The organism is Actinosynnema sp. NPDC023658 (assembly GCF_040639995.1).
Classification (GTDB): domain Bacteria; phylum Actinomycetota; class Actinomycetes; order Mycobacteriales; family Pseudonocardiaceae; genus Actinosynnema.
The window spans coordinates 1-1,440 of record NZ_JBFAAX010001262.1 but is presented as its reverse complement, the minus strand read 5'-3'; the positions used below and the strand labels follow the sequence as shown (position 1 = coordinate 1,440).

Genomic DNA, 1,440 nt, shown 5'->3' with positions numbered 1-1,440 from the left:
GCGTGATCGGCGTCGGCCAGAGCACCACCAACACCCAGCACACCGCGCGTGCGCTGGCGGAGGCCGACATCCCGATGGTCGCCTCCGTGGTCACCGCCACGAACTTCAACGTCGAGCAACCGGCGCAGGGCGGCGAGCCCGCCCGCTACACCAAGGGCTTCACCCGCGTCAGCTCCACCACCGGCAACCAGATCGGCGTGCTGTCGGCCTACCTGGCCGAGCAGGGCGTCACCCGGGCGATGCTCGTCTACGACGTCAACGAGGACGACCTGTACACCTCGACGCTGTACAAGGAGTTCAAGGCCGCCGCGTCGGGCGGCGCGCTGTCGATCACCGTGGAGAGCCGGTTCGACACCGAGGCGTCGCTGGACACCCAGTTCCGGGAGATCATGCGCGACCTGTGCGGCGACGGGGCCCCGGACACCGTCCTGTACGCGGGGCGGGCCGTGCTGCTGGACGACCTGATCACCAACCTGCGGGAGCGGGGCTGCGCGCGGGACCGGAACATCACCCTCGTCACCGGCTCCGACGCCTCCATGCTGCGCACCAGGCCCGACCTGCGGCCCCGCGCCGACCAGCCGAACCTGGCCATCCTCTACACCCCGCACGTCGACCCGGACGCGGCCGTCGCCATGGGGATCACCGAGTTCACCACGCTGACCACCGAGTTCCAGCGGCTCGGGTTCGCCACCGGGGACCTGGCCGACGGGTGGGGCGTGATGATGCACGACGCCATGCTGGCCGCCTCCGAGGCCGTGAGCCGGTCGGGCAACGGGTTGCAGGAGGGTGAGCTGCCGACCCGCCAGGCCGTGCGCGCGGAGCTGGAGCGCTCCGACCGCGAGCGCAACCAGATCCGCGGCGCGGGCGGTTCGTTCACCATCGACGCCACCACCGGCAACGCGGTCGGCCGCCGCCTGCCCGTCATCGAGGTAGGGCCCAACGGCACGTTCGAGGTGAAGGCGATCAAACCCGTCGGGTGAGCGGGCCCGGCCGCGCACGAGTTGTCCACCGTCCCGGTCCGGCAATACCGTGCGGCGGTGGACCACTTCACGCGCTCTTGGACGGCGTTGCGGGCGGCCGTCGCGGACGTCCCGGACCAGGACTTCGAGCGGTGGTCCGGCTGCGCGGGGTGGCTCGTGCGGGACCTGGTGTGCCACCTGGTCATCGACGCCCAGGACGTCCTGATCACCCTGGCGACACCCGCCGACGCCGAACCGACAGCGGACGCGGACACGTACTGGAACCTGGTCGAGCCGCCGACCGGTGACGACCCGCTGGACGCGCTGACGGTCCGGCTGGCCGCCGCGTACCAGGACCCGGGGCTGCTGAAGTTCCACCTCGACGACGTCGGCTCCGCCGCCGGTCGCGCCGCCCTGCTCGCGGACCCGACCGCCCGCGTCGGCACGCGCGGCCAGGTGCTGACCGCCGACGACCCCGAAG

The 1,440-nt window shown here is 72.3% G+C and carries 2 protein-coding genes; both read left to right on the top strand.

Annotated features, from left to right (window positions below; translation table 11 throughout):
* Positions 1-980 (top strand): hypothetical protein (locus tag AB0G02_RS40105; RefSeq protein WP_360805745.1); only part of this gene is annotated, 980 nt, incomplete at its 5' end.
* Between the two features lie 57 nt (positions 981-1,037).
* On the top strand, positions 1,038-1,440 hold a 403-nt coding region (locus AB0G02_RS40100; RefSeq protein WP_360805742.1), incomplete at its 3' end, for a maleylpyruvate isomerase N-terminal domain-containing protein.